The 25,181-nt window shown below is 72.5% G+C and carries 28 protein-coding genes; 17 read left to right on the top strand and 11 right to left on the bottom strand.

Annotated elements, in window-relative coordinates:
- Positions 1-3: 3 nt before the first annotated feature.
- Both DSM112329_RS02855 and DSM112329_RS02850 read left to right on the top strand, forming a co-directional pair.
- Positions 4-756, top strand: coding sequence for an HD domain-containing phosphohydrolase (locus DSM112329_RS02855; protein ID WP_354700299.1), 753 nt, complete (start codon positions 4-6; stop codon positions 754-756).
- Complete coding sequence (locus tag DSM112329_RS02850; RefSeq protein WP_354700298.1) at positions 753-1,124, top strand: response regulator; 372 nt, start codon at positions 753-755, stop codon at positions 1,122-1,124. The genes DSM112329_RS02855 and DSM112329_RS02850 overlap by 4 nt, the downstream gene beginning before the upstream one ends.
- A gap of 64 nt (positions 1,125-1,188) precedes the next feature.
- On the opposite strand, the gene DSM112329_RS02845 is transcribed toward DSM112329_RS02850, so the two are convergent.
- The 6 genes from DSM112329_RS02845 to DSM112329_RS02820 form a co-directional block, all read right to left on the bottom strand.
- Complete coding sequence (locus tag DSM112329_RS02845) at positions 1,189-1,971, bottom strand: SDR family NAD(P)-dependent oxidoreductase (RefSeq protein WP_354700297.1); 783 nt, start codon at positions 1,969-1,971, stop codon at positions 1,189-1,191.
- Positions 1,971-2,750 (bottom strand): SDR family oxidoreductase, encoded by a 780-nt coding sequence (locus tag DSM112329_RS02840; RefSeq protein ID WP_354700296.1) that lies wholly within the window; start codon positions 2,748-2,750, stop codon positions 1,971-1,973. Before DSM112329_RS02840 ends, DSM112329_RS02845 begins: the two co-directional genes overlap by 1 nt.
- An 81-nt stretch (positions 2,751-2,831) precedes the next feature.
- On the bottom strand, positions 2,832-4,367 hold the full coding sequence (locus DSM112329_RS02835; protein ID WP_354700295.1) for an aldehyde dehydrogenase family protein: 1,536 nt from the start codon (positions 4,365-4,367) through the stop codon (positions 2,832-2,834).
- Positions 4,368-4,500: 133 nt separating this feature from the next.
- Positions 4,501-4,959 carry a peptidylprolyl isomerase gene (locus tag DSM112329_RS02830; protein WP_354700294.1) on the bottom strand — a complete coding sequence of 153 codons (459 nt, stop codon included), beginning with the start codon at positions 4,957-4,959 and terminating at the stop codon, positions 4,501-4,503.
- A gap of 71 nt (positions 4,960-5,030) precedes the next feature.
- A complete protein-coding gene (locus DSM112329_RS02825) occupies positions 5,031-6,083 on the bottom strand; it encodes a hypothetical protein (protein ID WP_354700293.1) in 1,053 nt (350 codons plus the stop codon).
- 126 nt (positions 6,084-6,209) lie between these two features.
- Positions 6,210-7,631 carry a DEAD/DEAH box helicase gene (locus tag DSM112329_RS02820; RefSeq protein WP_354700292.1) on the bottom strand — a complete coding sequence of 474 codons (1,422 nt, stop codon included), beginning with the start codon at positions 7,629-7,631 and terminating at the stop codon, positions 6,210-6,212.
- A 96-nt stretch (positions 7,632-7,727) separates the two neighbouring features.
- On the opposite strand from DSM112329_RS02820, the gene DSM112329_RS02815 reads away from it, so the two are divergent.
- From DSM112329_RS02815 to DSM112329_RS02805, 3 genes are read left to right on the top strand one after another with little or no spacing between them, the layout of a single operon-like run.
- Positions 7,728-8,222, top strand: coding sequence for a hypothetical protein (locus DSM112329_RS02815; RefSeq protein ID WP_354700291.1), 495 nt, complete (start codon positions 7,728-7,730; stop codon positions 8,220-8,222).
- Positions 8,219-9,505 (top strand): MFS transporter, encoded by a 1,287-nt coding sequence (locus tag DSM112329_RS02810; RefSeq protein ID WP_354700290.1) that lies wholly within the window; start codon positions 8,219-8,221, stop codon positions 9,503-9,505. Before DSM112329_RS02815 ends, DSM112329_RS02810 begins: the two co-directional genes overlap by 4 nt.
- Complete coding sequence (locus tag DSM112329_RS02805) at positions 9,502-10,434, top strand: PfkB family carbohydrate kinase (protein ID WP_354700289.1); 933 nt, start codon at positions 9,502-9,504, stop codon at positions 10,432-10,434. The genes DSM112329_RS02810 and DSM112329_RS02805 overlap by 4 nt, the downstream gene beginning before the upstream one ends.
- Positions 10,435-10,458: 24 nt before the next feature.
- Here DSM112329_RS02805 and DSM112329_RS02800 read toward each other — a convergent pair whose 3' ends face one another.
- Together DSM112329_RS02800 and DSM112329_RS02795 are read right to left on the bottom strand one after the other, a co-directional pair.
- The gene (locus DSM112329_RS02800; RefSeq protein ID WP_354700288.1) at positions 10,459-11,406 is read right to left on the bottom strand and encodes a phosphotriesterase; all 948 of its coding nucleotides are present in this window, start codon (positions 11,404-11,406) and stop codon (positions 10,459-10,461) included.
- Positions 11,407-11,458: 52 nt separating this feature from the next.
- Positions 11,459-11,797, bottom strand: coding sequence for a plastocyanin/azurin family copper-binding protein (locus DSM112329_RS02795; RefSeq protein WP_354700287.1), 339 nt, complete (start codon positions 11,795-11,797; stop codon positions 11,459-11,461).
- Positions 11,798-11,943: 146 nt separating this feature from the next.
- On the opposite strand from DSM112329_RS02795, the gene DSM112329_RS02790 reads away from it, so the two are divergent.
- Both DSM112329_RS02790 and DSM112329_RS02785 read left to right on the top strand, forming a co-directional pair.
- Positions 11,944-12,666, top strand: a complete 723-nt coding sequence (locus DSM112329_RS02790) for a hypothetical protein (protein WP_354700286.1) — start codon at positions 11,944-11,946, stop codon at positions 12,664-12,666.
- A 21-nt stretch (positions 12,667-12,687) separates the two neighbouring features.
- Positions 12,688-13,797 (top strand): CapA family protein, encoded by a 1,110-nt coding sequence (locus DSM112329_RS02785; protein ID WP_354700285.1) that lies wholly within the window; start codon positions 12,688-12,690, stop codon positions 13,795-13,797.
- Positions 13,798-13,865: 68 nt separating this feature from the next.
- Here the strand turns inward: DSM112329_RS02785 and DSM112329_RS02780 are convergent, their stop codons facing one another.
- On the bottom strand, positions 13,866-14,465 hold the full coding sequence (locus tag DSM112329_RS02780; protein WP_354700284.1) for a TetR/AcrR family transcriptional regulator: 600 nt from the start codon (positions 14,463-14,465) through the stop codon (positions 13,866-13,868).
- 168 nt (positions 14,466-14,633) lie between these two features.
- On the opposite strand from DSM112329_RS02780, the gene DSM112329_RS02775 reads away from it, so the two are divergent.
- From DSM112329_RS02775 to DSM112329_RS02755, 5 genes are all read left to right on the top strand, one after another.
- Complete coding sequence (locus DSM112329_RS02775) at positions 14,634-15,869, top strand: S8 family serine peptidase (RefSeq protein ID WP_354700283.1); 1,236 nt, start codon at positions 14,634-14,636, stop codon at positions 15,867-15,869.
- A gap of 82 nt (positions 15,870-15,951) precedes the next feature.
- Positions 15,952-16,233: a hypothetical protein gene (locus tag DSM112329_RS02770; protein WP_354700282.1), complete on the top strand. Its 282-nt coding sequence runs from the start codon at positions 15,952-15,954 to the stop codon at positions 16,231-16,233.
- Positions 16,234-16,359: 126 nt separating this feature from the next.
- Entirely contained in the window at positions 16,360-17,967 is a 1,608-nt protein-coding gene (locus DSM112329_RS02765; protein ID WP_354700281.1) for a hypothetical protein, read from the top strand.
- Between the two features lie 55 nt (positions 17,968-18,022).
- Entirely contained in the window at positions 18,023-18,253 is a 231-nt protein-coding gene (locus DSM112329_RS02760; protein ID WP_354700280.1) for a hypothetical protein, read from the top strand.
- A gap of 85 nt (positions 18,254-18,338) precedes the next feature.
- Positions 18,339-19,181, top strand: coding sequence for a methyltransferase domain-containing protein (locus tag DSM112329_RS02755; protein ID WP_354700279.1), 843 nt, complete (start codon positions 18,339-18,341; stop codon positions 19,179-19,181).
- Positions 19,182-19,277: 96 nt separating this feature from the next.
- Here DSM112329_RS02755 and DSM112329_RS02750 read toward each other — a convergent pair whose 3' ends face one another.
- Entirely contained in the window at positions 19,278-20,216 is a 939-nt protein-coding gene (locus tag DSM112329_RS02750) for an SDR family NAD(P)-dependent oxidoreductase (protein ID WP_354700278.1), read from the bottom strand.
- Positions 20,217-20,484: 268 nt separating this feature from the next.
- Between DSM112329_RS02750 and DSM112329_RS02745 the strand changes: the two genes are divergently transcribed.
- The 3 genes from DSM112329_RS02745 (at position 20,485) to DSM112329_RS02735 (ending at position 22,749) form a co-directional block, all read left to right on the top strand.
- Positions 20,485-21,768 (top strand): citrate synthase, encoded by a 1,284-nt coding sequence (locus DSM112329_RS02745; protein ID WP_354702540.1) that lies wholly within the window; start codon positions 20,485-20,487, stop codon positions 21,766-21,768.
- Between the two features lie 114 nt (positions 21,769-21,882).
- Positions 21,883-22,380: a GNAT family N-acetyltransferase gene (locus tag DSM112329_RS02740; RefSeq protein ID WP_354700277.1), complete on the top strand. Its 498-nt coding sequence runs from the start codon at positions 21,883-21,885 to the stop codon at positions 22,378-22,380.
- A 27-nt stretch (positions 22,381-22,407) separates the two neighbouring features.
- The gene (locus DSM112329_RS02735; RefSeq protein WP_354700276.1) at positions 22,408-22,749 is read left to right on the top strand and encodes a hypothetical protein; all 342 of its coding nucleotides are present in this window, start codon (positions 22,408-22,410) and stop codon (positions 22,747-22,749) included.
- On the opposite strand, the gene DSM112329_RS02730 is transcribed toward DSM112329_RS02735, so the two are convergent.
- Positions 22,713-23,456, bottom strand: coding sequence for a SprT family zinc-dependent metalloprotease (locus DSM112329_RS02730; RefSeq protein ID WP_354700275.1), 744 nt, complete (start codon positions 23,454-23,456; stop codon positions 22,713-22,715). The genes DSM112329_RS02735 and DSM112329_RS02730 overlap by 37 nt on opposite strands.
- A gap of 71 nt (positions 23,457-23,527) precedes the next feature.
- Between DSM112329_RS02730 and DSM112329_RS02725 the strand changes: the two genes are divergently transcribed.
- Together DSM112329_RS02725 and DSM112329_RS02720 are read left to right on the top strand one after the other, a co-directional pair.
- A complete protein-coding gene (locus DSM112329_RS02725; protein WP_354700274.1) occupies positions 23,528-23,809 on the top strand; it encodes a hypothetical protein in 282 nt (93 codons plus the stop codon).
- Between the two features lie 101 nt (positions 23,810-23,910).
- Positions 23,911-25,173: a hypothetical protein gene (locus DSM112329_RS02720; RefSeq protein WP_354700273.1), complete on the top strand. Its 1,263-nt coding sequence runs from the start codon at positions 23,911-23,913 to the stop codon at positions 25,171-25,173.
- The last annotated feature ends 8 nt before the right edge of the window (positions 25,174-25,181 follow it).

Below are 25,181 nucleotides of genomic sequence, written 5' to 3'. Positions count from 1 at the left end.
GGGATGGGGCACGTGGGCGCAGACAGCAGGGACGCGGAGCTCGCCGAGCTGCGCGCGGAACTCGATCGCCAGCACAAGCTCGCGGCCGAGAAGGAACGACAGCTCGAGCGGTACGCCGCCGACCTGCGCGAGACCTTCAAGCAGGAGCGCGCGCGGGCGCAGCAGCTGCGTGCGTCCTACGTGGCGACCGTCCGCGCGCTGGCGAACGCCGTCGAGGCGCGAGACGCCTACACGGGCAAGCACGCCGAGCGCGTCGCTGCGTACGGCCTGGCGATCGCGCGGCAGGCCGGGCTCAAGCTGGCCGACGACCCGCAGGTCGAGTTCGGGTTCTTGCTGCACGACATCGGCAAGGTCGCCGTGGCCGACGCCATCCTGTTCAAGCCCGAGCCGCTCTCCCCCGGGGAGCGCTCCCTGATGGAGCTGCACCCGGTCGTCGGGTGGGAGATCCTGCGCGACGTCGACTTCCTGGGCGAGGCGAAGGACGTCGTGCGCTCCCACCACGAGCGCTGGGACGGCCGCGGCTACCCCGACGGCCTGGCCGGCGAGGACATCCCGCCGGCCGCCCGTGTGTTCGCCGTCGCCGACACCCTCGACGCGCTGACGAGCGACCGTCCCTACCGTCCCGGACGCTCGTTCGACGAGGCCCGCGTCATCATCGCGGAGGGGGACGGCAGCCAGTTCGACCCGGTCGCCGCCGCCGCGTTCGCCGCGCTTCCGAACTCCACCCTCGAGGCGATCGCCGAGGCCCACCAGTGACCCGCAGCGTGCTGATCGTCGACGACGATCCGTTCATCCGCAAGCTGATCGTGACGACGCTCGAGGACGTGTCCGGCTTCGACCTGGTCGAAGCGGGGGACGGCGTGGAGGCGCTCGAGATCGCCACCGCAAGCGCCCCGACCATCGTCTTCCTCGATGTCAACATGCCGCGCATGGACGGCATCACCGCCGCGGCGGAGCTGCGCGCGCTGCCCGGCTCGGAGTCGACGACGATCGTCATGCTCACGGCCGCCGGCACCGAGCGCGAGCGCGCGGCCCGGGACGCGGGCGCCGACCTCTTCCTGACCAAGCCCTTCAGCCCTCTCGACCTGCTGCGCCTGGTCGACGAGATCGGCGGCAACGCCTGACCGTCGGCGCGCGCCTCGGGGTCGCGGGCCTGCACGCCCGCGACCCGATCGAGGCTTGTCGGAGCTACAGCAGCCCGGCCCGCAGCCCGCCGTCGAGGTTGTAGACCCCGGCGGTGCAGAAGCCGGCGCGGTCGCCGGCCAGGAACGTCGCCAGCGCCGCGACCTCCGTTTCCTTGCCGTAGCGGCCCTGCTTCATGCCGATGAAGGCGTCGAAGTCCGGGATGCCCATCGCCTCGAGGCCGAGCGCGTCCGCGAACGTCTGCTTGTGCGGCTTGACCATGTCGGTGTCGATGAAGCCCGGGCAGATCGCGTTGGCGCGGATGCCGTGATCGCGCATCTCGACCGCGATCGTCTGCGTCAGGTTGATCGCGCCCGCCTTCGCCGACGCGTAGGCGCCGATCAGCGGCGATCCGGCCTGCCCGCTCACCGAGGCGATCGTGATGAGCGCCCCGCCGCCGCTCGCGGCCATGGCGCCCGCGGCGTGGGTCAGCGTCAGGAAGACGCCGTCGAGGTTGATCGAGGTGACCTTGCGCCAGTCCTCGAGCGACATGCCCACGGCCGGGGCCACGAGCGCGACGCCGGCGTTGGCCACCGCGATGTCCAGGCCACCGTGCTGGTCGACGATCTCCGCGATCAGCGCGGCCGTCTGCCCTTCGTCCCCGGCGTCCGCCGTGATGGCCGACGCGGACCCGCCGATGTTCTCGGCGGCGGCCTGCGCCGCGTCGCCGTCGATGTCGGCGAGCACGACGGTCGCGCCCTCCGCGGCGTAGCGCGTCGCGACGGCCAGCCCGATGCCCTGCGCGGCACCCGTGATGAGTGCGATCTTTCCTTCAAGCTTGGCGGCCATCAGAGCAGCCCTCCCGAGAGTCCACCGTCAAGGACATAGTGCGAGCCCGTGGTCCACGCGGCCTCGTCGGACCCGAGGAACGCGACGATCTCCGCGACCTCCTCGAGCGTGCCGTAGCGACCCTGCTTGACCGCGACGACGTCACCGAACTCCATACCGGTCATCGCGGCGACCGCAGGGGCGAGGCGCTCGACCATCGGCGTGTCGATGAACGCGGGGCAGACCGCGTTCGCGCGGACGCCGGCCTCGCGCAGCTCGATCGCCGTGACCTCGGTGAAGCGGATGACCGCGGCCTTCGAGGCGCAGTAGGCGCCGAGCAGCGGGACGCCGCCGACGCCGGCGAGCGACGCGATGTTGACGATCGCGCTGTCCTTCCCGGCTGCGGCCGACGCAGCGAGCGCGGGCACAGCAGCCTTCGTGCAGCGGAAGACGCCGTTGACGTTGATGTCCATGAGCCAGGCGAACTCCTCCTCGCCCGTCTCGACGATCGGCTTCCCGATCTCCACGCCCGCGTTGTTCACGAGCAGGTCCAGGCCACCGAGGGCCTCGACGGAGGCCTCGATGGCCGCCGTCACCTGCTCCATGTTCCGCACGTCGGCGCCGATGCCGAAATGGCCGTCGCCGAGCTCGGCCGCACGGGCCACCGCCCCGTCGGCATCCATGTCGCTGATGGCCACGCGGGCGCCTGCCGCAGCAAGCCGCTGGGCGATGGCCCAGCCGATGCCGCTGGCGGCGCCGGTGACGTGCGCCAGCCGCCCTTCCAATTCGAGGTCGCTCATGGCGCGACGCTACGTGGCGAGGGCCACAGTTGCCTGTGGCCCTCGTACAACCTTCGGTGCCGTGCCTGTGGCGGTTGCCAGTCAGGCAGACTTGCGACGGCCGTTCAGCCGCGCGAAGACACGCTGCAGGAGCTTCGTGGTGCCCTTCTTGTACGGGTACATGTGCACCTCGTGCTTCATGTGCAGCCGGCTGACGAGCAGCGCCTGCTGCTGGCAGTACTTCCGAATGCCGCCCGCGCCGTGGCGCGACCCGAGGCCGGACGCCTTCGCGCCGCCCATCGGCAGCTCCAGCGCCATGTAGTTCATCAGCGCGTCGTTGACGCAGACCGCGCCGGCGTCGATACGGCGCGCGACGGCCTCGCCGCGCACGACGTCCTTGCTGAAGACCGACGCGGCCAGGCCGTACGGGGAGTCGTTCGCCATCCGGATCGCCTCCTCGGTGTCGGCGACCTTCATGATCGGCAGCGTCGGGCCGAACGTCTCCTGCGTCATGCACTCCATCGAGTGGTCGACGTCGACCAGGACGGTGGGCTCGTACCAGTACCCGGCCTTGTCGCCCCGCTTGCCGCCGGCGAGGACCTTAGCCCCCTTGGCCTTCGCGTCCTCGACATGGCGCTCGACGATGTCGACCTGCGGCGGGAACGTCATCGAGCCGACGTCGGTCGCGCCCGGCCCGGTGGAGACCTCGTTGCGCAGCCCCTTCATGTTCTCCATGACCTTGGCGACGAACTCGTCGTAGACGGGCTCCTCGACGTAGACGCGCTCGACGCTGATGCACGTCTGGCCGCCGTTGAACATCGAGTAGTAGACGGCGTGGCTGGCGGCGCGGTCGAGGTCCGCGTCGGCCATCACGATCATCGGGTCCTTGCCGCCGAGCTCGAGCGACACGGGGGTCAGCGTCTCGGCCGCCTTGGCCATGACCTTCTTGCCGGTCGCCGTCGAGCCGGTGAACATGATCATGTCGACCTCGTCGACGAGCGCGGCGCCGGCGCCGCCGCGGCCGGTCGCGACTTGGAAGACGCCCTCCGGGACGCCGCACTCGAGCAGGCCCTCGAGCAGGAGCTGCGAGGTCAGCGGCGTGATCTCCGACGGCTTCAGGATCACCGAGTTACCGGCGGCGAGCGCGGGGACGGCGTCGCCGAAGGAGTTGGCGAGCGGGTAGTTCCACGGCCCGATGACGCCGATCAGGCCGAGCGGCTTGTAGCGCAGGATGAGCTTCTTGCCGGCGAGCAGCTTGGCCGCCGTCTTGACGTTCTCGTCGGCCAGGTACTCGGGCGCGTGCTTGGGCCAGAACCCGAAGGCGCTGATGCCGTAGCCCCAGTCCGCCATCTGCGCGTCCTCGTAGGCCTTGCCGGTCTCCGACATGACCACGCGGATGACGCGCTCGGCGTTGTCCGTCAGCCACTTCTGCATGTTCAGCAGGACGCGGCCACGACCCTCGAAGCCCATGGCCTCCCACGCCGGCTGCGCAGCACGGCCCTTGACCGCCATCGCGGCGATCTCCTCGGCCCCGAGGTCCGGGACGTGGGCGATGACCTCGCCCGTCGCCGGGTTCTCGACCGGGATGTCGGTGGACGACGTGGTGTCGCGGGCGGCCTGCTCTTCGATGGTTGCCATTCGGATTCCCTCTCCAAGGTCTCACGGAGCTGTTTTCGACAGTCCGTCAGACACTAGCGGGGATGCGCTGCAGAGCCGACGCGACTGGCTGATCAGCCAGTCGCGCGAAGGCGTCCTTGTGGCAAACCGCCAATTACCCGCTGATCGTGACCGTCTCGATGCCCGCCGGCTCCTTCGGCTTGTCGCGACCGTCGGTCGGCAGCGCCTCGAGCGCGTCGACCGCGTCCATCCCGTCGGTGACCTGGCCGAAGACCGTGTGCTTGCCGTCGAGCCACGACGCCGCGTCGACGGTGACAATGAAGAACTGCGAGCCGTTGGTGTTCGGGCCGGCGTTCGCCATCGCGAGCGCGCCGCGGACGACCTTGTGGTCGTTGAACTCGTCCTCGAACGTGTAGCCGGGGCCGCCGGTGCCGGTGCCCTGCGGGCAGCCGCCCTGGATCATGAAGTCCTTGATGATCCGGTGGAAGGCGAGGCCGTCGTAGAACCCCTTCCCGGCAAGGTCCTTGAAGTTCTGCACGGTCTTCGGCGCGTCGGCGTCGAAGAGCTCGAAGGTGATCGGACCAGCGGTCGTGTTCATCACGGCCTGGGACATGTGGTGGCCTTTCGGTCGGTGTCGGTGCTGCGTGTGGGTACCGACCCGAGGCTAGTACACCGCGTCGCGGGTCAGCCCTTGAGGCTGACTTCCGTCACCTTGACCGTCGGGCCCTTCGTCGGCGGCGTCGTGAACCAGACCAGGACGTAGCGGAAGCGCGACCCGACGGCGCCGGGGCCGGGGAGGCGGATGCGCTCGACGCCGTCGCCCGTCTTGTTGCCGAACTTCTTGTTCGCGTCGACCTTGGAACGCGACTGCACGTGCTCCCAGCGCGTGTCGAGGATGTCGTCCGGGATCGCGCTGCCGACCGCGCCGTAGATCTCCACGCGGCCGCCGGGAGTCGTGGTGCCGAGGCTGATCTCCTTGACGTTGCGGGCCTTCTCGAGGTCGATGAGGACGCCGACCTGCATCGGGAAGCCGTCGTCGGGCGTCGTCACGGTGTATGCGGTCTTCGCGTCGCCGTCCTGGGCGTCGGCCGGGTCGCCGGAGTTCGAGATGCGAGCAGTCGGGTCGTACTTGTCGACGGCGTCCTTCTTGATCTCGATCGCGGTGAGCGTCACCTTGGCCGGCGTCGTGCTGGTGGACGTCCCGGTGGTCGTGCCGGTGCCGGTCGTCGTCGTCCCGGTGGTCGTGGTCGGCGTGGTCGCCGCCGGTGTCGTCGGGGTGACGGGGGTGACCGGCGTGACGGGGGTCACCGGCGTGACCGGCGTGACCGGCGTAACCGGGGGCGTCGTCGTGGGCGTGGACGCGGTCGGGGTGGACGTGGCCGGCGGGGTCGTCGCCGGCGGCGTGGTCACCGGGGGCGCGGGGCCGTCCGGGATCTGCGCGGCCTGGCCGGGCAGCGGCGCCGCACTCGGGCCGGCGAGCCGTCCCGCCTCGTCGTTCGCATCGTCGGTCAGCGCGGTGTAGCCGGCCAGGACCGCGACCAGGACGAGCAGGAGCGTCGCCGCCGCGACGGCGCCCACCGCGCGGCCACCGGGCCGCCGCCCCAGACGACCGGGCGCGGCCGTGCCGCAGCTCAGGCACCAGTCCTGCTCGGGCAGCATCTGGGTGCCGCACGCTGCGCAGGGCTGCGTGGCGGTCGGCTCGCCGGCGTCCGGTGCCGGCGTCTGGCTGGGGTGCATGGTGGTCGACAAAGGCTGGTCAGCAGGGTCGCATATCTGCGCCGGTCATCCCAAAGACGTACCCGCGGGCCGGCAGTTGCGGTCCCGCCACGAACGGTGCCGGGCGGGGCCCGGCGCGGCCGGCGGCTACCCGCCGGCGATGGCGAGGAAGAGCGGGACGCCGCCGGCGTCGGTGCCCTCGGCCTCGACCACCACGCGCTCGGCCTCGGCGGCCGGCACGCTGAGCAGCGTGAACTGGGCCAGGACGCGGACGTCGCGGACGGCTTCGCCCGTGAGGCCTGCCGCCTTGGTCACGGCGGCGACGACGTCCGCCACCTCGACACCCTGCGCGCTGCCGACCCGCGCGATCAGGCGCTTGTACGGCTCGTCGGCGTCGCGCGTGATGACGGGCTTGGTGTGGCGCTTGGGCTCCTCGACGACCTTGGCGGCCTTCGTGGTGGCCCCGGGCGCCCACTGCGTCAGCTCGGTCGAGATGTGGTCCTCGATCGCGAGCAGCTCGCGCTGCTGCTTGGGCTCGACGAACGTGATCGCGCGGCCCTGGCGCCCGACGCGGCCGGTGCGGCCGATGCGGTGCACGTAGACGTCCGGGCTGATCGGGACGTCGAAGTTGACGACGTGCGTGACAGTCGAGATGTCGAGGCCGCGGGCCGCGACGTCGGTCGCGACGAGGATCGGGACGCGGCCGCCCTTGAAGGAGAGCATCACGCCGTCGCGGGTGCCCTGCGAGAGGTCGCCGTGGAGGACCTTCACGTTCAGCCCCTTGTCCTTCAGGGTCCTCCCGAGCTGGTCGCAGCGGATCTTGGTGCGGACGAAGACGATCGCCTGGTCGGGACGCTCCGCCTTCAGGACCTCCACGAGCGCGGCCGGCTTGTCGGAGGTCTTGACCTCCATCCGGAACTGCTCGACGGTGTCGACCGTGAGCGTCGCGGACTTGACCTTCACGAGCACCGGGTCGTACAGGTAGTTGTCCGCCAGCTTCGCGATCGGCGGCGGCATGGTCGCGCTGAAGAGCGCGGTCTGGCGGGAGTTCGGCGTGAGCGAGAGGATCTTCTCGACGTCCTCCAGGAAGCCGAGGTCGAGCATCTCGTCGGCCTCGTCGAGGACCACGAAGCGGCAGTCGTGCAGCACCAGCGAGTGACGCGAGATGAGGTCCTTCACGCGACCGACGGTGCCGACGACGACGTGGCCGCCCGCCTTCAGCTGCGCCTGCTGCGTGCGGATCGGCGCGCCGCCGAAGACGGCGACGACGTCGATGCCCTTGGTGGTCGCGTACGAGCGGATCGCCTGCGTCACCTGGATGCAGAGCTCGCGCGTGGGCGTGAGGACGAGCGCCTGCACCTCCTGGATGCTCGGATCGACGTACTCGACGATCGGCAGGCCGAAGGCTGCGGTCTTGCCGGACCCCGTCTGGGCCTGGCCGATGATGTCCTTCCCCTGGAGCATGTGGGGGATCGACTGCTCCTGGATGGGGCTGGGCTGCTCGTAGCCGACGTCCTTCAGCGCTGCGAGCGTGGTCTCGGACAACCCGAGATCAGCGAATGATGTCATTCAGACGAAGGATAGACGTATGGACCGGGCCGCCTCGGGTACAGCGCTCCGGGGTGCGGCTTTGACGCGGGCGCGGGTGGCGTAGCCTTCGCGGCCGTGCGCGCTCCTGCCGTCCTCCTCGGCCTTCTCCTGACCGGGCCGGCGCTGCTCACCGCGAGCGTGGCCGCCGCCGACGACGCACCCCCGCCGGCCCCGGCCCAGGCGCCCGCCGCCGCGCCCGCGGTGAGCGAGCTGCGGTTCGCCCCCCAGCCGCTGCGGCCCGGCCGGACGGGGACGTTCCGCTTCCTGACGACGCACGGCGGCGCCGTCACCATCGCGCTGCACCGGCAGGTGGTCGGCCGCCGCCAGGGGACGCGCTGCGTGTCGCCCGCCAAGGCGCGGCCGGGCGCAAGGCCCTGCCTGCAGGCGGTGCCGGTGGGCACGCTGCGCTCCGCCGTCGACCCCGGTGAGGGCGCGAGGCGCTTCGACGGCATCGTCGCCGGCCGTCGCCTGCCGCCCGGTCGCTACCGGGCGACCCTGCGCGTGACGAGCGGCGCGGCGGGCGTCTCCGCGCCGGCCTACGTCACGGTGCGCATCGCGGCCACGGGATGACGACCCCCGAGCCGCCCGGGGCGCCGGCGGCGGAGGCCCACCGGGCACCGCGCGGCGGCGTCACCGGCTGGGTGCTGTTCGACTTCGCCACCACGACGTTCAGCTTCGTCGTCGTCACCCGCTACCTGAACGACTGGATCATCGACGAGCGCGGCGAACCGGACATCGTCATCGGGATCATGACCGCGGTCATCTCGGTCGCCCTGCTGCTGACGCTCCCGGCGCTCGGCGGCCGCGCCGACCGGCTCGGCCGGCACCTCCCCGTCCTGCGGCCCTTCAGCGCCCTGTCGATCGGGGCGACCGCGCTGCTCGCCTTCGTCGGGCCCACCTGGCTCGCGCTCACCGTCGCCGGGATCGCGATCTTCGCGTTCTACGTCGCCGACTCCCAGTACCACCCGCTGCTGGCGACCGTGGCCCCGCCGGAGCGCCGCGGACGGGTCTCCGGTACCGCCGTCGCGGCCGGCCTGGTCGGGTCGTTCCTCGCGTTGCTGCTGCTCGGCGCACTCGTGGACGAGGGTCACGCGCAGGACGCGTTCCTCCCTGCGGCGGTGATCTACGGCCTCTTCGCCCTCCCGCTGCTGGTCGGGGTGCGCGAGCCGCGGCGCCCCGGGCCCGCGGTCGACGATGGCAGCCCGACGGCCGTGCGCCGCCTGATCGCCGGCGTGCGGCGCGCGCGGGGGACGCCGTACGGCCGCCTCCTGCTCGCCCGGTTCCTGTACGTGGACGCCGTCGCCACCGCGATCCAGTTCATGGCGGTCTACGCGCGCCGCACCGGGGACTTCGACGACGACACGATCGACCTCGTGCTCGCCGTCTCGATCCTGACCGCCATCGCGGGCGCGGTCGGGGCGGGGCTCCTGGCCGCTCGCCGCGGGAGTGCTCCGGTGATCCGCGGCACGGTGATGATCGTCGTGGCGGCGCTCCTGGTCGTCGCCGTCAGCGGCTCGGGCTGGGTGCTGTGGGTCGCGGGGCCGTGCATCGGCGGGGCGCTCGGCGCGCTGTCGACGGTCGACCGGATCCTGATGCTCGAGCTGGTCCCCGACGGCCGCCGCGGCGAGGAGTTCGGCCTGTTCGCCCTGGTCGGCAAGCTCTCGGTCGGGTTCGGTCCGCTGGTGCTGTGGGGCGGGACCGTCCTGGTGGGGACCGAGCTCGGCCTGTCCAAGCTCGACGCGAGCCGCTGCGCGGTGATCATGCTGGCGCTGTCCGCCGCGGGCGGCCTGGTCCTGCTCCGCGGGCTGAAGGCCCCGCCCCGCAGCGCCCCGGTAGCCTCACCCGCCTCATGAGCCTCACAGTTGTCGGTTCCATCGCCTACGACGGCGTCAAGACCCCCGCGGGCGAGCGCGAGCGGATGCTCGGCGGCGCCGCCACGCACTTCGCGCTGGCCGCGTCGTTCTTCGACGACGTGCGCGTGGTCGGCCCGGTCGGCGACGACTTCGACGACGCCTCGTGGGCGACGCTGCGCACCCGCGGCACGATCACCGACGACGTCGAGCACATCGCCGGCGGCAAGACCTTCTTCTGGAAGGGCGTCTACGGCGACAACCTGAACTCGCGCGAGACGCTCGTCACCGACCTGAACGTCTTCGAGACGTTCGAGCCGAAGCTCTCGGACGCGGCCCGCGCCTGCGACGTCCTGTTCCTCGCCAACATCCAGCCGGACCTGCAGTTCGGCGTCCTGCAGCAGTGCGAGGGCGCGCGCTTCACCGCCCTGGACTCGATGGACCTGTGGATCAACATCGCGCGCGAGTCGCTCGAGCGGACGATCAAGGCCGTCGACTGCCTGATCCTCAACGACGAGGAGCTCGAGATGCTGACGGGCAAGGCGACGACGCTCGCCGCCGCCACCGAGCTGCTCGGGTGGGGCCTGAAGGCGGTCGTCGCCAAGCAGGGCAAGTACGGCGCGCAGCTGTACACGCCGGAGGGCACCTTCGCGCTGCCGGCCTACCCCCTGGCCGCCGTGACCGACCCGACCGGCGCGGGCGACTCGTTCGCCGGCGGCTTCGTCGGCTCGATCGCCGCCGCGGGGGGCGAGGTCACGCACGACGTCCTCGTCCGCGCGATGGCCTACGGCACCGCGCTCGCGTCCTTCAACGTCGAGGAGTTCGGTACCGAGCGCGTCGAGCGCCTGACCGGCGCCGAGATCGACGAGCGGATCGCGACGCTCGAGCAGATCACGGCGCTGACCGGGTCCGCGGTCACGCTCAAGGCCTGACCGCCCTGGGGGGCCGTCGCGAGGTCAGGCGGCGAGCCAGCGACGCACGTTCGCGCCGATCATGTCCTCCAGCTGCTGCTCGGTGACCCCGCCGTCGACCAGCGCCGGGAAGACCGTCTCGAAGATGTGGGTGAAGGACCAGTTGGGCGCCATCGCCTTGACGACGTCGGCGGGAAACCAGTCGATCGTCGCGCAGTGGTCCTGGCCGATCACCATGCGGCCGGAGTGGCCGCGCTCGCAGAGGGCGATGACGGTCGCGTTGCGCTGCGGCTCGGGCAGGTAGATGTCCAGGCCGTAGCGGTCCATGCCGATCGTGCAGCCCGTCGCGAGCAGCTCCTCGATGTAGTCGAGGTCGTCCGTGTCGCCGGTGTGCGCGATCAGCACCTTCGCCGGATCCACGCCCTCTTCGGTGAAGATCCGCATCGACTCCAGGCCGGTCCGGCTCACCGGGTGGGAGTGGGCCATGACCGGGGCGCCCGTCCGCAGCGAGGCCTGCGCCACCGCGCGGTGGACCTTCTCCACGTCGTCGGTCATGCCGGGCTCGTCCGCGGCGCACTTCAGGAACGCCGCGCGCACCTCCGTCCCCTGGATCCCGACCTCCAGGTCGTGCACGAAGCAGTCCACGAGCGCGTCGATCTCGCGCGTCTGGAAGTAGTGCGGGAGGAACGTGTAGTGCTGGCCGTAGACGCCGGTCGCCATCACGATCGGCAGGCCGGTCGCCTCCGTGACGGCCAGGCTGAAGGCGGCGTCGCGCGCGAGGTCGAGGACGGCCGGGTCGCACATCGCGGTGACGCCGTGCGCCTGCGCGGCGGTGACCTGCTTCACCGCCGCGGCGAGCTCGGCGTCGCGGTCGACGAGGTGCGGCCACTGGAACCGGACGCCCTCGTGGGCGGTGAGCACGTGCTCGTGGACGAGGGTGCGGCCGAGGTCCGCGACCGTCAGCGGCCCGGCAGTGCTGGGGATCTGATCCATGACGCGACACTCGCCGCCCGGCGGGTGCCGCGTCAACCAGCTGGTGCGGCCGCTACTTCGACTTGACCTTGACCTTCGCCGTCATGTTGCGGTGCAGGTCGCAGATGAACGTGAAGGTGCCCGTCTTCTTGAACGTGACGACGCGCTTGCCGGAGCTCTTCGCCGGGACGTTCACGCCGGGGCCGCGCAGGTTGTGCGTCCCGCTCTTCCACTTGAAGGTGACGGCCTGCCCCTTCTTGATGGTCACGCTGCGCGGCGAGAACTGCACGGCGTTGAGGTTGATCGTCTTCGCCGACGCGGCGTCGGCGGCGGCGATGTAGCTCGCGGGAGCGAGCAGGGCGGTGACGCCCACGGCGACGACTGCGCGCTTCACGGAGGTGGGGGTAGGCATGCGAGTTCCTTCGGGTCGGGGAGGACGGCGGATCATCCTGTGGCGGGAGTCTGGCCGATCGCGCCGCAGCAGGCCGCAGTGCGCGTTCGCTGACCAGGACGCCGGCGGCGGCAGGATCCTTCCCAGCCCGCGGCGAAAGTCCTGCGATGGCCATCCTGCGCGTGCGCCCGTGGCCGGCCGGCCGACTCCGCTCGTCGGTGGCCGCGGCCATTCCGGTGCTGCTGGTCGCGGTGCTGCTGCTGGCGGCCCCGGATGCCCAGGCCGGCTGTGGCGGTGTGCAGCAGCGGTCGGCGCAGACACGGCTCACGACGGGCCAGGCTCCGTTGATGATCGGCGACTCGGTCCTGCTGGGCGCGCTGAGGGAGGTCACGCGGGCCGGATTCGAGATCAACACCCGTGGATGCCGCGGCTGGCGCGAGGGGATGGCGGTGCTCCGCGCCCGTCGCCGCGCCGGGACGCTGCCCCGCGAGGTCGTGGTGGCGCTCGGCTCCAACGGCGGGGTCACGCGCGCGTCGATCCGCACCGCGCTCGCGATCACCGGACGCCATCGCGTCCTGGTGCTCCTGACGCCGCGCGAGCTCCGTGGAACGTCCGGCGCGGCCGCGGTCCGCGCGGCGGGCCGGGCCCATCCGGACCGGATCCTCGTGATCGACTGGGCGCGGCGTGCGCGCGCCGCCGCCGGCTGGCTGCAGCCGGACGGGATCCACCTGACGCCCCGCGGCGCGGCCGGCCTCGCGCAGCTGCTGGGCCGCGCGGCGCGGTACGCGGGCGGGCCGCCCTACCGGTCGGCCGCGTTCCGCCAGGACGGACGGGTCGCTGCCGGGGGCCTGCGCTACCGTGAGCGGCGGCCTGATGGTCAGGAAACCTGATCCCCTGGGCCGCTCCTGCCCATGACCACCCAAGCCACCGTTGTCCGCAGACGTAGGTTGGCCGCCGCCGGCGCGGCGCTGCTGATCGTCGGGCTGCTCGTCCTCGGCGTGAGCCTGATGTCCCGCGACCACGCCGCGGTCGCTGCACCGAAGCTGCCGCCCGGTCGCCCGGTCACGATCGCCTGGGGTGGGGACACCACGCTCGGCTCGTCGTTCGGCCTGCCCCCGCAGAACGGGTTCGCCGCGCTGCGGTACGTCGCGCCGCTGCTGGGGGCCGCCGATCTGACCGCGGTCAACAGCGAGGGCACCTTCGCCACCGGCGGCTCGTCCAAGTGCGGGACGCCGCCGTCGCCGAACTGCTTCGCGTTCCGCGCCCCGCCGCTGAACGCCTCGGCGCTGCGCCGGGCCGGCGTCGACATCGCGAACCTCGCGAACAACCACGCGTTCGACTTCGGAGCGATCGGCCTCGGGCAGACGGTGACCTCGCTGAAGCGCCAGCGCGTCGCCGTGACCGGGCGACCTGGGGAGATCACCGTGCTGAAGGTCGACGGTGCGCGGGTCGCGTTCGTCGGGTTCGCCGCGTACCCCTGGGCGTCGTCGATCAACGACCTGGCGGGGGTGCGCGCGCTCGTCGCCCGCGCGGCCGCCCGCGCGAACGTCGTCGTCGTGATGATGCACGCGGGCGCAGAGGGCGCAGCGCAGACGCACGTCCCGGTCGGGCCCGAGGAGGCATTCGGCGAGCAGCGCGGGGACTCGCGGGCGTTCGCGCACACCGCGGTCGACGCGGGCGCGGACCTCGTCCTCGGGTCGGGGCCGCACGTCGTCCGGGGCATCGAGCTGTACCGGCAGCGGCTGATCGCCTATTCGCTGGGCAACCTGGCGGGCTACAAGAACTTCGCGAGCGGGGGCAACCTGTCCCTCAGCGGGATCCTCCGCACGACGCTCGACGAGGACGGCGCGTTCCTGACCGGCCGCTTCTCGTCGCTGCTGCTGGACGCCGAGAACATCCCGCGGCCGGACCGGACCGGCCAGACCGCCAAGCTGATCACCGAGCTCTCGCGCAGCGACTTCGGCAACCGTGGCGTCGTCATCCGGCGCAGCGGGCTCGTCGAGCTGCCGCCGCCCACCTGAGTCCGCGGGTCGCGGGCGTGCAGGACCGGACCGGCACCGCGGGGTGGGTCCGCGAGTGAGGCGCTGCCTCAGACCTGCGGGGCGGCGAGCAGCGTGCGGACGGTGCGGGCAGCCTCGGTCGCGGTGAGCGAGCCTTCCCCGACGGGCGGCATCATCGCGACGATCAGCCCGCCGAAGGCGATGCCGACCTGCTCGATGGGCAGGTCGGTCCGGACCTGACCGGCGGCCTGGGCGTCGGCCAGGAGCTTCATGAGCCCCTCCCCCACCACGCCCGCCGTCTCCTCGGCGGCCGGGCTGCGCCAGGTGGTGAAGCGGTAGAGGCGGAAGCGGTCGCCCACGCCGATCAGCGCGGCGGTGGCGCGTTCGAGCGTGTCGCCGGGGTCGTCGGACGGGTTGTCCATCACGGCGGCGAGCTCCGCCACGGTGGCATCGATCGCCCGCTGACGGAGCTCGTCGAGCAGGTCGTCCCGGCTCGGGAAGTGGCGGTGGACCGTCGCGCGGTGAAGTCCGGCGGCGCTGGCGATCTGCTGCATCGAGGCCCGCGGGCGCTCCGTCAGCAGCGGGATCGCCGCGTCGACGATGGCCTCGAGGTTGCGACGGGCGTCGACCCGGCGTACCCGGTCGGCGGACGGGTCCGTGTCGACCTCGACCGAGCTGTTCGCTTGCATCGGTCAACGGTACCCGAACGTTGCGGGCCCGGTGGGTTCTCTGGACGCCAGCATCCCCACTTCTGTGGGGTGCCGTCCGACCAGTCGGCCAGCGCGGTTCCGCGCCCGCCGCCGCGGCCGACGACAGGAGCAACGCACCCGGCGGCCACGGACGGCCGCCCGCACGCCATGGAGGCCAGCCAGATGCTCGTTCACCGGACGCTGCTCGCGATCGCGGGCGCTCTCGTCGTCGCCCCCGGCGCGGCCGCTTCAGCAAGCACCGCGCGGGTCACCCCCGACGGGCAGCAGGCGCGGCCCGCCCGCACGCCGGCCGCCGTTCGTGCCGCTCCTGCCGTCGCCGACCCGATGGAGGCCGAAGCGTGGCACCTCGCCACGGATACGCCGATGGGCATCCGGACGGCGTGGCAGCGGGTGCGCGACAGCGACGTGATCGTCGCGGTCCTGGACTCGGGCATCGACCTGACCCACCCCGACCTCGCGCCGAACCTGTGGACCAACGCCGGCGAGATACCCGGGAACCGGATCGACGACGATCGCGACGGCGTGGTCGACGACGTCCACGGCGTCGACCTTGTCGGCCGCGACGGGGACCCGGCCGACGACAACGGCCACGGCACGCACGTCGCGGGGATCATCGGCGCCCGCGGCGGGAACGGCGAAGGTGCGTCCGGTGTGGCGTGGCGCGTGCGCCTGATGGCGGTGAAGGTCCTGGACCGGCGCGCGTCCGGAACCACCGGCAACGTCGCCCAGGGCATCCGCTACGCGGTCGCGCACGGCGCGCGGATCATCAACGTGAGCCTCGCCGGGCCGATCGCCACCCCGGACCTGGTCGATGCGGTCGAGGACGCCCGTGCGGCCGGCGTGCTGGTGGTCGCGGCGGCCGGCAACGCCCACCAGGACCTGGGGCTCCTGCCGTCCTACCCGGCGTCCCTGCGCGCGGCGAACGTGCTCGGTGTGGCGGCGACCACCGAGCAGGGCCTGCTGAGCTTGTTGTCGAGCTTCGGGACCGGGGTTGACCTGTCCGCCCCGGGGGACGCGATCCTGTCGACCGCGCTCGGCGGTGGCTACGAGTACCGGTCGGGGACGTCGATGGCGGCGCCGATGGTGGCGGGGGCGGCGGCGTTGCTGCTGGCGGTGAACCCGGCGGCGGACGCGGTCGGCGTGGCGGCCGCGCTGGCGGGGAGCGCGCGGCGAACGGGGTTGCCGGTGGGGGCGGGGGCGCTGGACGTGGGTCGGGCGCTGGGGGGTGGGGTGCCGACGGTCGCAGCGCCCGCGAGAGCGCAGGCGAAGAAGAAGGTCGCGGTCCCGAGGAAAGTGAAGCAGCGAGCTAGGAAGAAGGCGAAGAAACGGACGGCGACCTCGAAGACGTCAGCCAGGAAGCGGGTAAAGGCGACAACCAAGTAAGGCCGCAGTTGTTCTCGGACGACCCGACACCCGGCAAACCCGACGTGCACACGCTGGCCCACCGGAGTAACGTCCGCTTTTCGTGGTCTGGACCTTCATCTTCCTCATGGTGATCCTGAAGATCCCCATCGCGCTGCTCGGCTGGATCGTGTGGCATGCCATCCGTGCCGTTCCCGAGCTGCCGGTGAGCGAGACGCAGGAGGACAACAACGGCGATGACGACGGCGGCATCGCGCGTCCTCAGCATCCGCGCGGGCCGAAGCCGCGTCCCGCCCGTCGTGGTCCCCACCGCGACGCGCCGCCCACCCCGTCGCCCGCCCGTTCGCGCAAGCCGGCCACCGACCGGCGCCGCAGCACCCGCTGAGCGCCGCTCCGCCGCCCCGGCCTGCTGCCTCGCCGCTCGCAGCGCATCGGGCAACGCGGCCTTCCGATGTCGTCCTGACGGCGTACGACGGGCCCGATCCCCGACGCGCGTGGCAGACTCCCGCGGATGGCGACCTCAGTGCTCTCCGACGGCACCATCCGGCGTCTGGTCGAGGCCGGCCGGATCACGATCACCCCGTGGGACCCCGGCATGGTCCAGCCCGCGAGCGTCGACCTGAACCTCGGGCCGTCCTTCCGCGTCTTCCACAACTTCCGCGTCCCGGCGATCGACCTCGCCGACCCGCCCACGAACCTCACCGAGCACGTCGAGCTCGGGGACGGCGACTCGTTCGTGATCCACCCGGGCGAGTTCGTCCTCGGGCGCACCGCCGAGTTCGTCGAGATCCCGGACGACATCGTGGCGCGCATCGAGGGGAAAGCACTCGCGCTCGACACCGAGGTGCCGACCCCGGACGGGTGGCGCACGATGGCGACCCTCCGACCGGGCGATCAGGTCTTCGGTCCCGACGGCGAGCCACGACCCGTGATCGCGGTCAGCGACGTAATGACCGGCCGAGAGTGCCGCGAGGTCGTCTTCTCCGACGGCACGACGGTCGTAGCCGACCTCGACCATCAATGGGAGGTGTCGACGCCGGGCGACCGGACACAGGGCCGCTCTCGCGTCCTCACGACGCGCCAGATGGAGGACAAGGTCAAGGTCGGGAGGGGCTACCGGTTCCACGTCCGTCAGACCCAGCCACTGCGGTACCCCACCCGCGAGCTGCCGATCGATCCGTACGTCCTGGGCGCGTGGATCGGGGACGGGACCAGCACCTCGGCGACGATCACCACCGCTGACGCGGAGATCGTCCGCGAGATCGAGATGGCCGGCCTCCCGATCCATCGGACCTCGGCGCGGTACGGCTACCGGATCGGTCACCGCGGACAGTCGCAGCGGGTCGCGGACCCCGTCACCGGCCGGTTCGTCGCGGACGGCTCGCTCAACAGCACGCTGCGCCGCGAAGGTCTGCTCGGTGACAAGCACATTCCGGCCGATTACCTGATCGCCGACTTCAATCAGCGCAGCGCCCTGCTCACCGGTCTCATGGACACCGACGGCTACGCGGACAAGTGGGGCCGCTGCGAGCTGACGACGGTCAAGCTCCCGCTGGCCCGCCAGTACCGGGACCTCATCGCAGGCCTCGGGTTCCGCCCGATCATCGCGACGAAGACCGCGACGCTGGACGGTCGCGTCTGTGGCCTCAAGCACGACGTGACCTTCACGCCGCACCGGCCCGTCTTCCGTCTCCAGCGCAAGCGCCTGCGGCAGAAGGACATCGGTGAGTTCCGGACCGGTCGCGCGATCGTCGACATCCGACCCGTGCCGAGCGTTCCCGTCCGCTGCATACAGGTCGGCGCCGCAGATGGCCTGTTCCTGGTCACCCGCGCCTGCGTCCCGACGCACAACAGCTCCCTCGGCCGCCTCGGCCTCATCGTCCACGCCACCGCCGGCTTTGTCGACCCCGGCTTCAAGGGGACCCTCACGCTCGAGATCACCAACCTGACCCGCGTCCCCATCATCCTGTGGCCCGGGAAGCCGATCGCGCAGCTGTCGTTCATGACGCTCGACGCCCCGGCCGAACGCCCCTACGGACACCCGGACCTCGGCAGCCACTACCACGGCCAGGTGGAGGCGACGGAGTCCCGTTACGAGGGCGGCCCCGCGCGCGACTGACGCGCCGGGACGACTGCCTTGCCGCGCGTCGCCCGCGTTCAATAGGCTCGCGGCCATGTTGAGCGCCTTCATCGCCCTCGCGGCCGAGACCGCAGAGCACCACGAGCCCGACAAGACGGCGTTCTACGTCGGTGGCGGGCTGCTGGCGGCGTGGGCGGTCGTGCTCGGCGGGCTCGGGATGGTGTCGCCGGAGTTCCCCAAGACCGACGGCGCCGCTCGCGGCGTGGTCGGCATCGGCGTCATCCTCACGATCGTGGCGATGGCCACGGTCCTCCTGACCGCCTGAGCGACCGCACGCCCCCGGCGCCCGGGCGCGTCCCACCCGACTTGCGGGCGGACACCGGCCCGCCCGGCCTGCTTTCCTTCCCGTCGTGACCCCAGGCACCACCTCCCCCGCGGACCTCGCCGCCCGCGCGGCCGACCTCAGCTGGTACCACACGGTCGAGCTCGCCCCCGGGGTGCTGACCAACGGCCACTTCGACACGCGCCCAACGGTCGCGAAGGTCCCGATGCCGGCCGACCTGACCGGGAAGCGGTGTCTCGACGTCGGCACGTGGGACGGGTTCTGGGCGTTCGAGATGGAGCGCCGCGGGGCCGCGTCGGTCACGGCGATCGACATCGAGGACCCCACGCGCTGGGACTGGCCGCCCCAGTCGAACTTCGGCGAGGCGTACACCGGCCGCCTCGGCTACCTGAGCACGTTCAAGTCCGGCGCCGCGTCGTTCGGGCTCGCGAAGGAGGCGCTCGGGTCGTCCGTCGAGCGCCTGGACTGCTCGGTGTACGACCTGGACCCGGCCGTCCACGGCACCTTCGACTTCGTCTTCCTCGGCTCGCTGCTGCTGCACCTGCGCGACCCGATCCGCGCCCTCGACCGCGTCCGCAGCGTCTGCGGCGGCGAGGCCGTCTTCGCCGAGTCGATCGAGCTGATCCCGTCGCTCACGCACCCGCGCACGGCGATCGCACGCCTCGAGGGCCTCGACCAGTCGTGGTGGTGGCAGCCGAACGCGGCGGGCTTCCGGCGCATGGTCCGCAGCGCCGGCTTCACGATCGAGGAGCAGACCGGCATCTACTTCCTCCCCCTCGGGACCGCGCATCCGAAGCCGCCGCTCACCCAGGCGTGGCGCCGCCTCGGCACCGCGGGGGGCCGCGAGCGGATCGTGACGCGGGTGAAGGGCATCCCGCACACCGCGGTCCGCGCGCGCCCGCTCACGTAGTCCGGCGCTCCCCGTGGCGCGCGCTCGGTGTAGTGCAGCCTAGCCCCGTGCGGTCTGGCGACCAAAACTGGTCGTCCCGACGACCAAAACTGGACGTCAGACGGATGGGGCGGCGGGGGTGGCAGCAGCGGGGTCCGGCGCGATGCCCAGGAGGGCAAGGCTCTCCGCCCACAGCCGCTCCTGCCCTGCGACGTCCCGCGCCTGCACCGATGCATCCCGCACCCGGTCCAGCGAGACGTAGATCCCCGTCCGGCCCGCCCACGCGTCACCCACCGCGAGATCCGCCAGCACACGGCCGCTGACAGCGGCAGTCGTGACCCCGGGCAGGACGCGCAGCCCCTGGGCTGCTGTGCGCCACAGCAGCTGCACCGCGCGGGGCGCATCGCGGACCAGGCCCGTCCCCGGCATCAGGCCCGGGTCGAAGGCCGTGACGGTGACCCCGCGCCCCGCCAGGCACCGCGCGAGGTGCAGTCCCGTCATGACGTTCGCGAGCTTGGACGTCGTGTACCGCCGCCGCGCGGCCCGGGCCCCGCCCCGCCCTCGCTCCGCGTCTCCGTCCCCGTCCGCGTCGGGCCCGATGTCGTCCACTGCTGCCCGCACGGTGGTCAGCCGCGGCGCCGGCATCCCCGTCCGCACCGCCGGGTCGTGGGTGCCCGACCCCACGATCACGATCCGCGCACCGGGCGCCAGCCGGCCCGCCGCCAGCAGCCCGCAGATCAGGTCGACGTGCCCGAGGTGGTTGATCGCGAAGGTCGCCTCCCACCCGGCCGCGGTGCGCTGGACCCCGGTGAACTGGCTGCCGGCGTTCGCCACCAGCGCATGCAGCGGCTCGCTCCCGGCCACGATGCGCGCGACGGAGTCCCGGTCGGCGAGGTCCAGCGCGGCCCACGCCACCCCGGGCAGCGGCGGCGCGCTCGTCACCGTCCGGCCGGTCGCCGTCACCGCGACGCCACCGCGGGCAGCGAGTTCGCGGGCCGCGGCCAGGCCGAGGCCCGACGTGCCACCGGTGATCAGGACGGCTCTCGGGGCGGGCATCGAGTGCAAATATCGCACGGTCGCGCCGGACCGCGACGGCGGTGGAGCGGCAACCGACCCGGCGCGGCACGCCCGGGCGGAGCTCGTCGCGGCTTCACCCGCACCGCGCGCGCGACCTCGCCTCCGCATCGCCCCCGGCGACGCGCACGGATGGCGCGATGGCGCCGTGACGCGCACCCGCATCGAACGGGAAACAGGCCCGCACCCGCGGAGCGCTAGGGTTGCCCCGAGCGAGGAAAACCCAGCCTGACTGAGGAGACAGATGAGCATGGCCGACACCCTGACGGTGACCGACAACCGGACCGGAGAGACCTACGAGGTCCCGATCACCGACGGCACCGTGCGCGCCATGGACTTCCGGCAGATGAAGCACTCGCCCGAGGACTTCGGGCTGATGACGTACGACCCCGCCTTCACGAACACGGCTGCCTGCCGGTCGGCGGTCACGTTCATCGATGGTGACGCCGGCATCCTGGAGTACCGCGGCTACCCGATCGAGCAGCTCGCCGAGCACTCGACCTACCTCGAGGTCGCGTACCTCCTCGTCAAGGGTCACCTGCCCACGCAGCCCCAGCTCGACGAGTGGACCGACGCGATCACGATGCACACGTTCGTGCACGAGAACGTCAAGGAGTTCATGGCGGGCTTCCGCCACGACGCGCATCCGATGGGGATGCTGCTCGGCGGCGTCGGCGCGCTGTCGACGTTCTACCCCGACGCGAACCAGATCGACGACCCCGAGATCCGGGACATCCAGACGATCCGCCTGATCGCGAAGATGCCGACCCTCGCCGCGTTCGCCTTCCGTCACACGCGCGGCCAGCCGTACGTCTATCCCGACAACGACCTGACCTACCCCGAGAACTTCCTCGGGATGATCTACAAGATGACGGAGCTGAAGTACCAGGCCGATCCGCGCCTGGCACGGGCCCTGGACATCCTCTTCATCCTGCACGCTGATCACGAGCAGAACTGCTCGACGAGCGCGGTACGCGCGGTCGGCTCCTCGCAGGTCGACCCGTACTCCGCGACGGCCGCCGGCATTGCGGCGCTCTACGGCCCGCTCCACGGCGGCGCCAACGAGGCCGTGCTGCGCATGCTCCGCCGGATCGGGACGAAGGACAAGGTCGCCGAGTTCATCGAGGGCGTGAAGGCCGGCAACGAGCGCCTCATGGGCTTCGAGCACCGGGTCTACAAGAACTTCGACCCCCGCGCGACGATCATCAAGAAGGCGTGCGACGACGTCTTCGAGGTCACGGGCGTCAACCCGCTGCTGGAGATCGCGCTCGAGCTCGAGAAGATCGCGCTGGAGGACGACTACTTCATCTCCCGCAAGCTCTACCCGAACGTCGACTTCTACTCGGGCCTGATCTACGAGGCGCTCGGCCTCCCGGTCGAGATGTTCCCGGTCATGTTCGCCATCCCGCGCACGAGCGGCTGGATCTCCCAGTGGCTCGAGATGGTGCAGGACAAGGAGCAGAAGATCGCCCGTCCGCGCCAGATCTACACGGGCGAGCGCGAGCTGAACTACGTGAAGATCGGCGACCGCTAGCCCGGCCGCCGCTCACCGCAGGACGCAGCACCGACGGGCGGCCAATCGGCCGCCCGTCGTCGTTCTGTGCGCGACTCCACACATGGGTTTCGATTTGCTACCTACTATGTGTCCATGCTCGCGATCGGCTCCCCCGTACCGGGTCTCACCGTCCGGCCCATTCGCCCGGACGACAAGGCGCAGCTGGCCGCCGGCCTCGCGCTGCTGTCCGAAGCGTCGATCTATCGGCGCTTCCTGGCGCCCAAGCCGCGCTTCACCACGACGGAGCTGCGCTACCTGACCGAGGTCGACGGCCTCGATCACGCCGCCCTCGTCGCCGTGGACCGGACTGGCGCGCTGGTCGCGGTCGGCCGGTACGTCCGCAGCCAGACCGATCCCGAGTCGGCCGAGGTCGCCGTCGTCGTCGCCGACCACCTCCAGGGCCGCGGGGTCGGCACCTGGCTCGGACTGCAGCTCGCGGACCGCGCGCGTGCGGCCGGGATCCTCCACTTCACGGCGATCATGCTGCCGGACAACACCGCGGCCCTCCGGCTGCTGACCCGGATCTCGGCGCACCTGCGCACCAGCTACCACGACGGCGTGCGCGAGCTGATCGCCGACCTGGCCGCGTAGGGCGCGGGGAGCTACCCTCCCCGTCCGATGGCGCGCTCGCAGGTCACCTCCACGATCCGGATCGGCCCGAAGGTCGAGCGCACCCATCACGACGACGTCCTGAGCGCCCTGCTCGCCCTGCGCGAGCGGCTGAGCACGCTCGACATCGCGCGCGACCCGGTGACGGTCTTCCGGCGCGAGATCGCGCCCGGCGCCCAGGTGGCGGCCCGCGGCGAGCTGCGGGGCAAGGGCGGCCTGAACGCCGGGGTCGACGTCCGCGGCGACGGATCGGCCGAGGCGTGGACCGGACGCTGGCGCCGGCAGCTCGTCGCGCAGCAGCCGGGCGAGGACGCCTACGCGGCGCTCGGCCGCGTGCTCGGCGGCTCATAGGGCTGCTCGACCGCCGGCAGGACCAGCGCGGCGCCGTATCGCTTCAGCCACGCCTGCGGCTCGCGGTACCCCGGGCAGTGGCGCGCCACCAGGCCCCAGAACCGTGGCGAGTGGTCGAGGTGCACCAGGTGGCAGGCCTCGTGCCAGACGACGTAGTCGAGGATCTCCGGTCGCGCCAGGAGCAGCCGCCAGTTGAAGCTCATCGCGCCGCTGGACGAGCACGACCCCCAGCGGGTGCGCTGGTTGCGGATGGTCAGCTGGGTGTACGGCCGCCCGAGGACCGCGCAGGCGTCGTCGAGCAGCGGGACGATCTCGGCGCGGGCCTGCCGCCGGTACCAGCGCTCGACCGCGTCGCCCGCGTCCCGCTCGGGGACGAGCAGCACCCCGCCCCGGCGGTGCACGCGCGTGCGCCCCGGCTCGGGACGCAGCTCCAGCAGCCCGCCCAGGTAGGGGACCGTCCCGACCGGCGGTGCCGATCGCCGCGTCAGCGCCAGCGCCTCGTCGAGCCGCCGCCGGATCCACGGCTCGAGCTGCCGCACCGCGTCGGCCGCGTCGCGGTCCCGGCCCCGGGGCGGCAGGACGACCTCGACCGTCGCGTCCGGATGCACCACCACGCGGACCCGGCGCGCCCGCGTCGAACGGCGCACGCGGTAGGCGATCGCCGGCTCGGGCTCGGCGCGACCGGGGTGGGCGGGACCGGATGACACGCGCGCCAGGGTAGTGGCGCGGCTGGACGGCGACGGCGGCGGCGCCGCCGGCGAGCTATCGTCGCCGGACCGTGCCGCGTTCCCTCGTCCCGCTCCCGCCCCAGGTCGACGGTCCCTTCCAGGTGTTCCTCAACGGCGTGCTGCAGACCCCGGGCGAGGACTTCGAGGTCGACGGCCGCACGCTCGTGTTCCCGTCCGTCCTGCAGAAGGACAAGATCTCCGGCTGGCGCTGGTTCCTCGGCGCGTGGGGCGTCGGCACCTACCGGCAGAACGACTCCGTGGACGTCCGCTACGAGGTCCGGGGCCGCCCGACGCTGGCCGAGGGCCTCGAGATCAGCGCGGTGGAGGAGTGACCGGCCTGCGACCCGGCATCGGCAGCGGTGCTCACGCGCCGGTGACGCTGCCCTTGCCGCGGTCGACCGCGGGGACGGGCTCAGGTACCGTGCACCCCGGCATGACGCCGGACGACGACACCACGAGCAGCATCCTGGAGATCGAGCAGGCGCTCGACACCGCCCGCGTCGCGACCCAGACCGCGCGGATCGCCGGGGAGCGCCAGCGCGGCCTGCTTCTGGTCCGCGAGCAGGAGCTGGCCGCTGCCCGCCACGAGGCCACCGGGGCGGCCGACGCCCTCGCGAAGCTCCACACCGACCTCGCCGAGGCGCGCGCCGCCACCGTCGCCCTCGAGCAGCAGCTCGGGACCGAGCGCGGCAACCAGGCGGCGCTGCACGAGGCGCTCGAGCGTGAGCGCGAGCGCGTGCAAGCCGCTACGGAGCAGGTCGGCCGCGTGCAGGCGCAGTCCGACGCGCAGCTGGTCGCCGTCCAGGCCGCGCACCACCGTGACCGCGAGGCGCTGCAGCAGCACATCGCGAAGCTCAGCGGCGAGATCCAGTCCACCGTCACCACCCTGGACAGCAAGCTGCAGCGCGAGCGTGCCGACCACGCGCAGGCGCTCGCCGAGGAGCAGTCCGCTGCCGCGGAGCGCGTCACCGCGGCCACGACGGCCGCCGACGCGCGCGTGGCCGAGGCCGTCGCCGACGCGGACGCACGCGAACGGGCGTCCGCCGCGCTGGCGGCCGAGCTCGAGGCGACACGGCTCGAGGCGGCCACGGCGGTGCGGGACGCCGAGGCGGACCGGGAGCGCGCGCAGGCCATGGCCGACGAGCTCGCCGCGCGCCGGACACGGGCAACCGCGCTCCTGGGCGAGCTCGACGAGCGCCGCCACCGTACCGCCGAGCTCGAGCAGCAGCTGGCCGAGCGCGCCGCCATCATCAGCAAGGTCACGGGCGCGGCGCAGGAGCTGAGCGCCGGCCTGCAGGCGGTCCGCGCCGAGCTCGAGTCCGAGCGCGCCGAGCGCGCCCGCACCGACGCGGCGGCGGCGCAGGTCCTGGCCGCCGCCAAGGCGCTGGTCGAGCGCGAGCGCCGGCGCAGCGGTGCGGCCGCCGACCCACGCGATCCGCGCGAGCCTGCCCGGACGCCGGCCACCGACCCCAGGGGCGACTCGCCGATGCCGTGGACGCCCCCGGCCGACCGACCGCTCGCCCATGTCCGCGACCTGCAGGCCCCCCGTCCCGCGCCCGCGGCAGCACCGGCCGCGACGGCCGCTGCGCCGCGCGGAGGCAACCTGGACGACCTGCTCACGCGGTTCGACGAGATCCGCGCGCAGCTCGCCGACCAGGGCCTGAGCGCCCAGCCGTCGGCTCGCGACGGCCGCTGAGCCGGACG

Origin of the sequence: Paraconexibacter sp. AEG42_29, from assembly GCF_040581415.1 — a bacterium.
GTDB lineage: Bacteria > Actinomycetota > Thermoleophilia > Solirubrobacterales > Solirubrobacteraceae > Paraconexibacter.
This window is presented reverse-complemented; position numbering and strand designations above follow the sequence as displayed.

Excerpts from the sequence above, each read along its gene's own strand:
- DSM112329_RS02845 (WP_354700297.1), bottom strand. The coding sequence starts at position 1,971 with ATGGCCGCCAAGCTTGAAGGAAAGATCGCACTCATCACGGGTGCCGCG.
- DSM112329_RS02830 (WP_354700294.1), bottom strand. The coding sequence starts at position 4,959 with ATGTCCCAGGCCGTGATGAACACGACCGCTGGTCCGATCACCTTCGAG.
- DSM112329_RS02825 (WP_354700293.1), bottom strand. The coding sequence starts at position 6,083 with ATGCACCCCAGCCAGACGCCGGCACCGGACGCCGGCGAGCCGACCGCC.
- DSM112329_RS02790 (WP_354700286.1), top strand. The coding sequence starts at position 11,944 with ATGGCCATCCTGCGCGTGCGCCCGTGGCCGGCCGGCCGACTCCGCTCG.
- DSM112329_RS02840 (WP_354700296.1), bottom strand. The coding sequence starts at position 2,750 with ATGAGCGACCTCGAATTGGAAGGGCGGCTGGCGCACGTCACCGGCGCC.
- DSM112329_RS02810 (WP_354700290.1), top strand. The coding sequence starts at position 8,219 with ATGACGACCCCCGAGCCGCCCGGGGCGCCGGCGGCGGAGGCCCACCGG.
- DSM112329_RS02750 (WP_354700278.1), bottom strand. The coding sequence starts at position 20,216 with ATGCCCGCCCCGAGAGCCGTCCTGATCACCGGTGGCACGTCGGGCCTC.
- DSM112329_RS02820 (WP_354700292.1), bottom strand. The coding sequence starts at position 7,631 with ATGACATCATTCGCTGATCTCGGGTTGTCCGAGACCACGCTCGCAGCG.
- DSM112329_RS02800 (WP_354700288.1), bottom strand. The coding sequence starts at position 11,406 with ATGGATCAGATCCCCAGCACTGCCGGGCCGCTGACGGTCGCGGACCTC.
- DSM112329_RS02795 (WP_354700287.1), bottom strand. The coding sequence starts at position 11,797 with ATGCCTACCCCCACCTCCGTGAAGCGCGCAGTCGTCGCCGTGGGCGTC.
- DSM112329_RS02780 (WP_354700284.1), bottom strand. The coding sequence starts at position 14,465 with ATGCAAGCGAACAGCTCGGTCGAGGTCGACACGGACCCGTCCGCCGAC.
- DSM112329_RS02805 (WP_354700289.1), top strand. The coding sequence starts at position 9,502 with ATGAGCCTCACAGTTGTCGGTTCCATCGCCTACGACGGCGTCAAGACC.
- DSM112329_RS02775 (WP_354700283.1), top strand. The coding sequence starts at position 14,634 with ATGGAGGCCAGCCAGATGCTCGTTCACCGGACGCTGCTCGCGATCGCG.
- DSM112329_RS02765 (WP_354700281.1), top strand. The coding sequence starts at position 16,360 with ATGGCGACCTCAGTGCTCTCCGACGGCACCATCCGGCGTCTGGTCGAG.
- DSM112329_RS02785 (WP_354700285.1), top strand. The coding sequence starts at position 12,688 with ATGACCACCCAAGCCACCGTTGTCCGCAGACGTAGGTTGGCCGCCGCC.
- DSM112329_RS02760 (WP_354700280.1), top strand. The coding sequence starts at position 18,023 with ATGTTGAGCGCCTTCATCGCCCTCGCGGCCGAGACCGCAGAGCACCAC.
- DSM112329_RS02745 (WP_354702540.1), top strand. The coding sequence starts at position 20,485 with ATGGCCGACACCCTGACGGTGACCGACAACCGGACCGGAGAGACCTAC.
- DSM112329_RS02720 (WP_354700273.1), top strand. The coding sequence starts at position 23,911 with ATGACGCCGGACGACGACACCACGAGCAGCATCCTGGAGATCGAGCAG.
- DSM112329_RS02835 (WP_354700295.1), bottom strand. The coding sequence starts at position 4,367 with ATGGCAACCATCGAAGAGCAGGCCGCCCGCGACACCACGTCGTCCACC.
- DSM112329_RS02735 (WP_354700276.1), top strand. The coding sequence starts at position 22,408 with ATGGCGCGCTCGCAGGTCACCTCCACGATCCGGATCGGCCCGAAGGTC.
- DSM112329_RS02855 (WP_354700299.1), top strand. The coding sequence starts at position 4 with ATGGGGCACGTGGGCGCAGACAGCAGGGACGCGGAGCTCGCCGAGCTG.
- DSM112329_RS02740 (WP_354700277.1), top strand. The coding sequence starts at position 21,883 with ATGCTCGCGATCGGCTCCCCCGTACCGGGTCTCACCGTCCGGCCCATT.